This is a genomic window from Desulfofundulus thermocisternus DSM 10259 (genome assembly GCF_000686645.1).
Lineage (GTDB): Bacteria > Bacillota > Desulfotomaculia > Desulfotomaculales > Desulfovirgulaceae > Desulfofundulus > Desulfofundulus australicus.
The window spans coordinates 362,722-370,542 of record NZ_JMLG01000002.1; the positions used below are offsets into that span (position 1 = coordinate 362,722).

Annotated in this window: 5 protein-coding genes and 1 rRNA gene; all 6 read left to right on the forward strand. The window is 53.1% G+C overall.

The window, feature by feature from the left end; all coding sequences use genetic code 11:
* Window positions 1-42: 42 nt before the first annotated feature.
* Window positions 43-1,152, forward strand: coding sequence for a DNA polymerase III subunit beta (gene dnaN, locus BR83_RS0103925; RefSeq protein ID WP_027355971.1), 1,110 nt, complete (start codon window positions 43-45; stop codon window positions 1,150-1,152).
* 27 nt (window positions 1,153-1,179) lie between these two features.
* Window positions 1,180-2,274 (forward strand): DNA replication/repair protein RecF, encoded by a 1,095-nt coding sequence (recF, locus tag BR83_RS15025; protein WP_051617849.1) that lies wholly within the window; start codon window positions 1,180-1,182, stop codon window positions 2,272-2,274.
* Between the two features lie 5 nt (window positions 2,275-2,279).
* Entirely contained in the window at window positions 2,280-2,534 is a 255-nt protein-coding gene (remB, locus tag BR83_RS0103935; protein WP_027355972.1) for an extracellular matrix regulator RemB, read from the forward strand.
* 77 nt (window positions 2,535-2,611) lie between these two features.
* Entirely contained in the window at window positions 2,612-4,522 is a 1,911-nt protein-coding gene (gyrB, locus tag BR83_RS0103940; protein ID WP_027355973.1) for a DNA topoisomerase (ATP-hydrolyzing) subunit B, read from the forward strand.
* A 28-nt stretch (window positions 4,523-4,550) separates the two neighbouring features.
* Window positions 4,551-6,977, forward strand: a complete 2,427-nt coding sequence (gene gyrA / locus BR83_RS0103945; protein ID WP_027355974.1) for a DNA gyrase subunit A — start codon at window positions 4,551-4,553, stop codon at window positions 6,975-6,977.
* Window positions 6,978-7,305: 328 nt separating this feature from the next.
* A 16S ribosomal RNA gene (locus BR83_RS0103950) occupies window positions 7,306-7,821 on the forward strand; the annotation flags it as partial.

Here is a 7,821-nt window from a genome sequence, read left to right on the forward strand (position 1 = left end):
TATAATGATCTGGATCATAATCAAAACAACGGAGTGAAAACCATGAAGTTCAATGCGGGCAAACCGGCGCTGATGCACGCGATAAATGCCGTTCAAAAGGCTGTTTCCCCACGCTCACCCTTACCGGTATTAACGGGCATTCTCTTTGAAGTCACCGGAAACAGGCTCTACCTAACAGGTTCGGACACCGAGCTAACCATACAGTGTAACATAGAAGTGGAAACTGAAACGGAAGGAGCCATAGTTCTCCCGATCCGATACATTTCCGACCTGGTGCGCAGTCTACCCGATATACCCATTCAATTTAACAGCATACCGGGCAGCACAAGCGTCATCATAACTTATGGAACATCACAGGTCAGCATCCACGGCTATGAACCCGAGCAATACCCGCGCCTCCCATCGATAAACAGGGGAACCGGCATCCAGGTACCACAGGACGAGTTAAAGGAGATGTTACGCCAGGTACTCTTCGCCGTGTCCAACGATGAAACACGACCCGTGTTTACCGGAGTCCTCATGCAGGTAGACGGAAAACAGTTCAGACTGGTGGCCACCGATACCTATCGCCTGGCCATGAAAAATTACCAGCTGGAAGAAGAAATTGAACAGCCGGTAAGGGCAATTATACCCGGGAAAACCCTGGGCGAAGTGGCCAGGTTAACGGGTAATACCGAAGAAAAAATATCCATAATTCTGGAGGAAAATCATGCATTTTTTTCCACCGCAGATTTAAAAATAGCTTCACGTCTGATAGCCGGACAATACCCCCCCTACGAACAGGTAATACCAAGGGAATTTGTCACCCGTACCAGAGTGACTACCAGGGAAATAATGGATGCTACGGAAAGAGCATCCCTGCTGGCGCGTGATGGATACCCGGTGGTAAAATTTACGCTACAGGAAAACAGCTGCGTGGTTTCCGTACAAACCCAGGCAGGCTGGATCCGGGAAGAAATTAGCGGGCTGGTGGAAGGCGAACCTCTGGAGATATGGTTCAACGCCCGGTACATGAGTGAAAGCCTGCGGGCCCTGAACAGTGATGAACTGTGCTTGGAATTAACCGGCCCCTTGAGTGCAGCAGTGCTCAGGCCGGCAGGGGACGATAGCTACCTGTCCCTGCTGCTGCCGGCCAAACCGCCGAAGGATTGAGGGCCGTCCAGTTCCGGGAGGAAGTAAGTGCGCATAGTGCATATCAGTCTTGAAAACTTCCGGGGGTACGACCGGCTGTTCTGGCAGCCCCACCCCCGGATCAATATAATCGCAGGAGGTAACGCCCAGGGTAAAACCAACCTCCTGGAGGCTATTTTTTTTGGCTTTACCGGGCGCTCATTTCGAACGCACCGTGATAAAGACCTGATTCGCTGGGGCAGCAATTACTGTCGGGTGGAAGTAAAATTTGAATCAAACCAGCAGGAAGAAAATAAAATTATCCTTCTGACCGCCACGGGCAAGAAACAGGTTAAATCCGGGGGACAACCGGATGAAAAAAGCCCCTTTATGCTGCCTTTGATTTTTACACCCGATCACCTGTTAATGATCAAAGGAAGCCCTGTTTTACGCCGGCGATGGCTGGACCTGGAGATAGGACCGCTGGAGCCCGGTTACCCCTTCTGGTGGCATCGCTATCAAAGGGTTTTACTAAATAGAAATAAATTGCTGCAAAAAATAAAAACTGAGCAACTGAAACAGGAGGAGCTGGAACCCTGGAACCAGCAACTGGCTGCCATAGGCGCCAGAATTATCGCCTGGCGCTGCCGCCTGCTGGCCGGGCTTTCCACCGCCGTAAGGAGCATATACAGTCAGATTGGGGGAAGTGACGAAAAAGCTGGTCTTGTGTACCTTTCTACCGTCCAGCTGGAAAGAACCACCGGGGAAAAGGAAATCTACCAGCGCTTTCTGGAGGGTTTATCCAGATGTTACACCTCAGAACTGGTCAGGGGACAAACGCTGATCGGGCCGCACCGGGACGACTTATTCGTTTCCATCAACGGACAGGATGCCAGGCGCTTCGGCTCACAGGGGCAGCAGCGAACACTGGTCCTGGCACTAAAGCTGGCCCAACTGGAACTGAGCAGGCAACTGGCGGGAGACTATCCCATTGTTCTCCTGGATGACGTTTTTTCCGAACTAGATCAGAAACGGAGATTAAAGCTGGTCGAATACATGCGAGGAAAAACGCAGGTCTTTATAACCACCAGTACAGAGGACAAGAATGATCTCCCCGGACCAGCAGTAACTGTCAGGGAGCACAAGCTTTACAAAGGAGGTTAAATTTATTGTTTCTACATCTCGGTAACGATGTGGTTATTCCCAAAAGGGATATCGTGGCCATCCTGAATGTCCGGGTGGAAAATTCCCCTGTGAACAGGGAGTTCATGGAACTGGCCCGGAGCGAAAAAATAGTACAGGTGATTGCCGATAAGGGCAAGGAAAAATCAATTGTCCTTACCAGTAACCGTATATATGTCTCGCCAATTTCCTGTTCGACTTTAAAGAAAAGAGCGGGGATGCTTGTTTTTGATGGGGATTAGCTTAGGAGTTTCCATTTAAAGGTTATAATTGTAATATAGTGTTATGTTATGTCATTAAAGAATGGAGGTTCCCGGCCATGCTGGAACAGGAAATGAACAACCGCTATGGCGCAGAGGAAATACAGGTTCTTGAAGGACTGGAAGCTGTTCGCCGCCGCCCGGGAATGTATATTGGCAGCACCGGCCCCCGGGGCCTGCACCACCTGGTTTACGAGGTGGTTGACAACAGCATAGACGAGGCCATGGCCGGCTTTTGCGACCGGATAGAAGTCATCGTACACCGGGATAACAGCGTAACGGTGATTGACAACGGGCGGGGTATACCCGTAGAAATACACCCCAAGACAGGCCTCCCGGCGGTGGAAACGGTACTCACCATGCTTCACGCGGGGGGGAAATTTGGTGGTAACGTATATAAGGTTTCCGGCGGGCTCCACGGCGTAGGGGTATCGGTGGTGAATGCCCTTTCCGAGTGGCTGGAGGTAGAAATTCGCCGGGACGGCCATGTCTATCACCAGCGCTACGAAAGGGGAAAGGCCGTTACCCCGCTGAAAGTTATCGGGACATCCACCACGACGGGTACCAAGGTTTCCTTCAAGCCGGACGCGGAAATTTTTGAAGAGCTGGTATTTAACCAGGAAACTTTAAGCCAGCGCCTCCGGGAGCTGTCTTTTTTAAACCGGGGTATAAAAATCATCTTCCAGGATGAAAGAACAGGGCAGAAAACAGTCTACCAGCACGAAGGCGGTATCAGGGACTTCGTACGCTACCTGAACAAGAATAAAGAGGTTCTGCACAACAAGCCCATTTACCTTTTTGGCGAGCGGGACGGAATACAGGTAGAAGCAGCCCTGCAGTACACCGAGGGCTACGTGGAAAGCCTGTTTTCCTATGTTAATAATATTCACACCGTGGATGGGGGAACCCATGAGGCCGGCTTCAAAAGCGCCCTGACCCGGGTGGTTAATGACTACGGGAAAAAATATAATCTCCTGAAAAATGGTACCACTGCCCTATCGGGGGAGGACATCCGGGAGGGCCTGACGGCGGTAATCAGTGTGAAGGTGCCGGAACCCCAATTTGAGGGTCAGACCAAAACCAAGCTGGGAAACAGCGAGGTCCGGGGCGTTGTGGATGGAGTGGTATCCGAGGGGCTGGCCACCTTCCTGGAGGAAAATCCGGGTATCGCCCGCAGGATACTGGAAAAGGCCATTACCGCCGCCAGGGCCCGGGAAGCCGCCCGCAAGGCGCGGGAATTGACCAGGCGCAAGAGCGCCCTGGAAAGCGCTTCCCTGCCCGGGAAGCTGGCCGATTGTTCCGACCGGGACCCCAGCAGGACCGAACTCTACCTGGTAGAAGGGGACTCGGCCGGGGGCTCGGCCAAGCAGGGCCGGGACCGCCGTTTCCAGGCCATCCTGCCCCTGCGCGGGAAAATTTTAAACGTAGAAAAGGCGCGCCTGGACAAGATCCTTAATAATGAGGAGATCCGGGCCCTGATTACAGCGCTGGGCACGGGCATCGGGGAAGATTTCGATCTGAGCAAGGCCAGGTACCACAGGATCCTGCTCATGAGCGACGCCGATGTGGACGGGGCCCACATCCGCACCCTGCTTTTAACTTTCTTTTACCGTTATATGCGCCCCCTTATTGAGGCCGGTTATGTTTATATTGCTCAACCACCCCTGTACCGCATTCGTAAGGGCAAGGTCGATCGCTATGCTTATAGTGATGCGGAGCTGGAGGAAATACTCAAGGAAATAGGCCGGGACGGGGTAACCATCCAGCGTTACAAGGGCCTTGGTGAAATGAACCCGCAGCAGCTGTGGGAAACCACCATGAATCCTGAGAAGCGGACCATCTTGCAAGTAAATATTGAAGATGCCATTGAAGCTGACGCCATTTTCTCCATGCTCATGGGCGACCGGGTGGAACCCCGCCGGGAATTTATCCAGCAAAACGCCAGGGCTGTGCGTAACCTGGACGTATAAGCAAAATAATGTTTTGAGGTGACCTTTGTTGTCCGTAAATATAGGCAAGGTAATACCCATTGATATTAACGAAGAAATGAAACATTCCTACCTGGATTACGCGATGAGCGTAATCGTGGGCCGGGCTTTACCCGATGTGCGGGATGGGTTGAAACCGGTACACCGGCGTATTCTCTACGCCATGCACCAGCTTGGCCTTACACCTGACCGGCCGCACCGCAAAAGTGCCCACATTGTGGGTGAGGTGATGTCCAAATTCCATCCCCACGGTGATATGGCTATCTATGACGCCCTGGTGCGCATGGCCCAGGATTTTGCCAGCCGCTACCCCCTGGTTGACGGGCACGGCAATTTTGGCTCCGTTGATGGTGATGCACCGGCAGCCATGCGCTATACGGAAGCCCGCATGGCCCGTATAACCATGGCCATGCTGGCAGATATCGATAAGAATACAGTTGACTTCATACCCAATTATGACGGCAGTACCGAAGAACCGGCGGTGTTACCGGCCCGGATTCCCAACCTGCTCGTGAACGGCTCCTCGGGTATCGCAGTGGGTATGGCCACCAATATCCCACCTCACAATTTGGGCGAAATAATCGACGGCGTGATCAAGTTAATCGATAACCCGGAAGTCACCATTCCTGAATTGATGCAGGTTATCAAAGGCCCTGATTTCCCCACCGGCGGAAAAATAATGGGCCGCCAGGGTATCCGGGAAGCCTACCAGACGGGCCGGGGTACCATTAAGGTCCGGGCCCAGGCCAGCATAGAAAAAATTAGCGGTGGGAAAAACGCCATTGTTGTCCATGAAATACCGTTTATGGTCAACAAGGCCCGGCTTATTGAGAAGATTGCCGAACTGGTCCGGGAAAAGAAAATCGAGGGAATTACCGACCTGCGGGATGAATCGGACCGGCAGGGAATGCGTATTGTTATAGAGTTGCGGCGTGACGCCAAACCCCGGGTGGTCCTTAACCAGCTGTACAAACATACCCAGATGCAGGAGACATTCGGGGTCATCATGCTGGCCCTGGTCAATGGCCAGCCCCAGGTATTAAATCTGCGGCAAATGCTGCATCACTACCTGGACCACCAGAAAGAGGTGGTTATCCGGCGTACCCGCTTCGATCTGGAAAAGGCTGAAGCGCGGGCACATATTGTAGAGGGCCTGCGCGTGGCCCTGGACCATATAGATGAGGTCATCAACACTATCCGGTCATCCAGGACGGTGGAAATAGCAAAAAATGCCCTTATGGAAAAGTTTTCCCTCTCGGAAAAACAGGCGCAGGCCATTCTGGATATGCGCCTGCAAAGGCTGACCGGCCTGGAGCGGGATAAACTGGAGGAAGAATACAAAGAACTCCTGGAGAAGATCGCCTACCTGCGGGGCATCCTGGCCGATGAGCGAAAAGTCCTGCAGGTGATTAAAGACGAGCTTTTAGAAATGCGGCAGAAATTTGCCGACCCGCGCCGCACGGTAATCAGCGATGAAGATTCTTCTCTGGAAGTTGAGGACCTGATTCCGGACGAGGAAGTGGTCATCACCATTACCAACCAGGGCTACATTAAACGCATGCCCCTGGACGCATACAGGAGCCAGAGGCGCGGCGGCCGGGGCGTTACTGCCATGGGCACCAAAGAAGAGGATTTTGTGCGGCATCTATTCATCACCAGCACCCATCACTACTTTCTGTTCTTTTCTAACCAGGGGAAAGTATACCGCCTGAAGGTGCACGAAATTCCCGAAGCGAGCAGGCAGTCCAAGGGGACGGCTCTGGTTAACCTGCTTTATATAGGACAGCAGGAGCGTATTACAGCAGTAATACCAGTGCGGGAATTCAGCAAGGGTCTCTATCTCTTTATGGCCACGCGTGCCGGGGTGGTAAAGAAGACAGAACTGGAGCAATTTGACACATCCCGCAGGGATGGCATAATTGCCATCAAGCTCGATGAGCGGGACGAGCTGGTGGACGTGAAGCTTACCACCGGTACGGAGGAGATTATCCTGGGCACGCGCCAGGGACTGGCCATTCGCTTTTCAGAAAAAGAAGTGCTTCCCTACGGGCGTACGGCCCGGGGGGTGAAAGGAATTAGCCTGCAACCGGGAGACATGGTCGTGGCCATGGATATTGTTCGGCCGGATGGAGATGTGCTGGTGGTTACAGATAACGGTTACGGAAAACGTACGCCTGTATCCGAGTACCGCCTGCAGGCGCGTGGTGGTAAGGGAATTATCAGTGCCCGGGTAACCGAACGCAATGGCCCTGTATCGGCCATGCTGGTGGTTAAGCCTGAAGAAGAAATAATGGTCATCAGTGCCGAGGGGATCATCATCAGGTTAAAAGCCAGCGAAATTTCCTCCATGGGACGGGCTGCGCAGGGGGTAATGCTCATGCGCCTCGGACCGGGAGACAGGCTGGTGGATGCCGCACTGGTCAGCGCGGAAGAATAAGATTAATCTCTTTTAACATAAACTTAATAAAAACATAACTTTTCTTATTGACAGCGTCGTATCCCTGTGGTATATTAAATCCTGCACTTGGCGACTGAAAGCATGCAGTGCCTGACCGGTTACCCTCAAGGGTAACCGGCAGGAAGTAAAAAAGGTAAAAGTTACAAGTTGACAGCAGTAAAAAAATCATGATACAATAACGCTTGCGCGACAGCGAGGGGAAAGTGGTCCTTGAAAACTGAACAGGGAGGAAGCCGGGTGTGCAGCTGAGAGGGCTGAACATCTGGTGAGGAAGAGCGTGTGCGGGAGTGATTCTGGGGCAAAGGATTAGATGGAGAGTTTGATCCTGGCTCAGGACGAACGCTGGCGGCGTGCCTAACACATGCAAGTCGAGCGGGTAACGGAGGTCGGTCATCGGAGGTCAGAAGTCAGATAAGAAGCAATTGGCCACAGGCCAGTTGCGACAAAAGATCTGACATCCGATTTCCGACGGCCGACTTCCGTTGCCAGCGGCGGACGGGTGAGTAACGCGTGGATAACCTGCCCATTAGACCGGGATAACGCTGGGAAACTGGCGCTAATACCGGATACGCTCCTTACCCCGCATGGGGTGAGGAGGAAAGGGGAAACCCGCTAATGGATGGGTCCGCGTCCCATTAGCTAGATGGTGGGGTAACGGCCTACCATGGCGACGATGGGTAGCCGGCCTGAGAGGGTGACCGGCCACACTGGGACTGAGACACGGCCCAGACTCCTACGGGAGGCAGCAGTGGGGAATCTTCCGCAATGGGCGAAAGCCTGACGGAGCGACGCCGCGTGAGCGAAGAAGGCCTTCGGGTCGTAA

Bases quoted from the DNA above. Each gene is read 5' to 3' on its own strand.
- gyrB (WP_027355973.1), top strand. From the start codon at position 2,612: ATGCTGGAACAGGAAATGAACAACCGCTATGGCGCAGAGGAAATACAG.
- dnaN (WP_027355971.1), top strand. From the start codon at position 43: ATGAAGTTCAATGCGGGCAAACCGGCGCTGATGCACGCGATAAATGCC.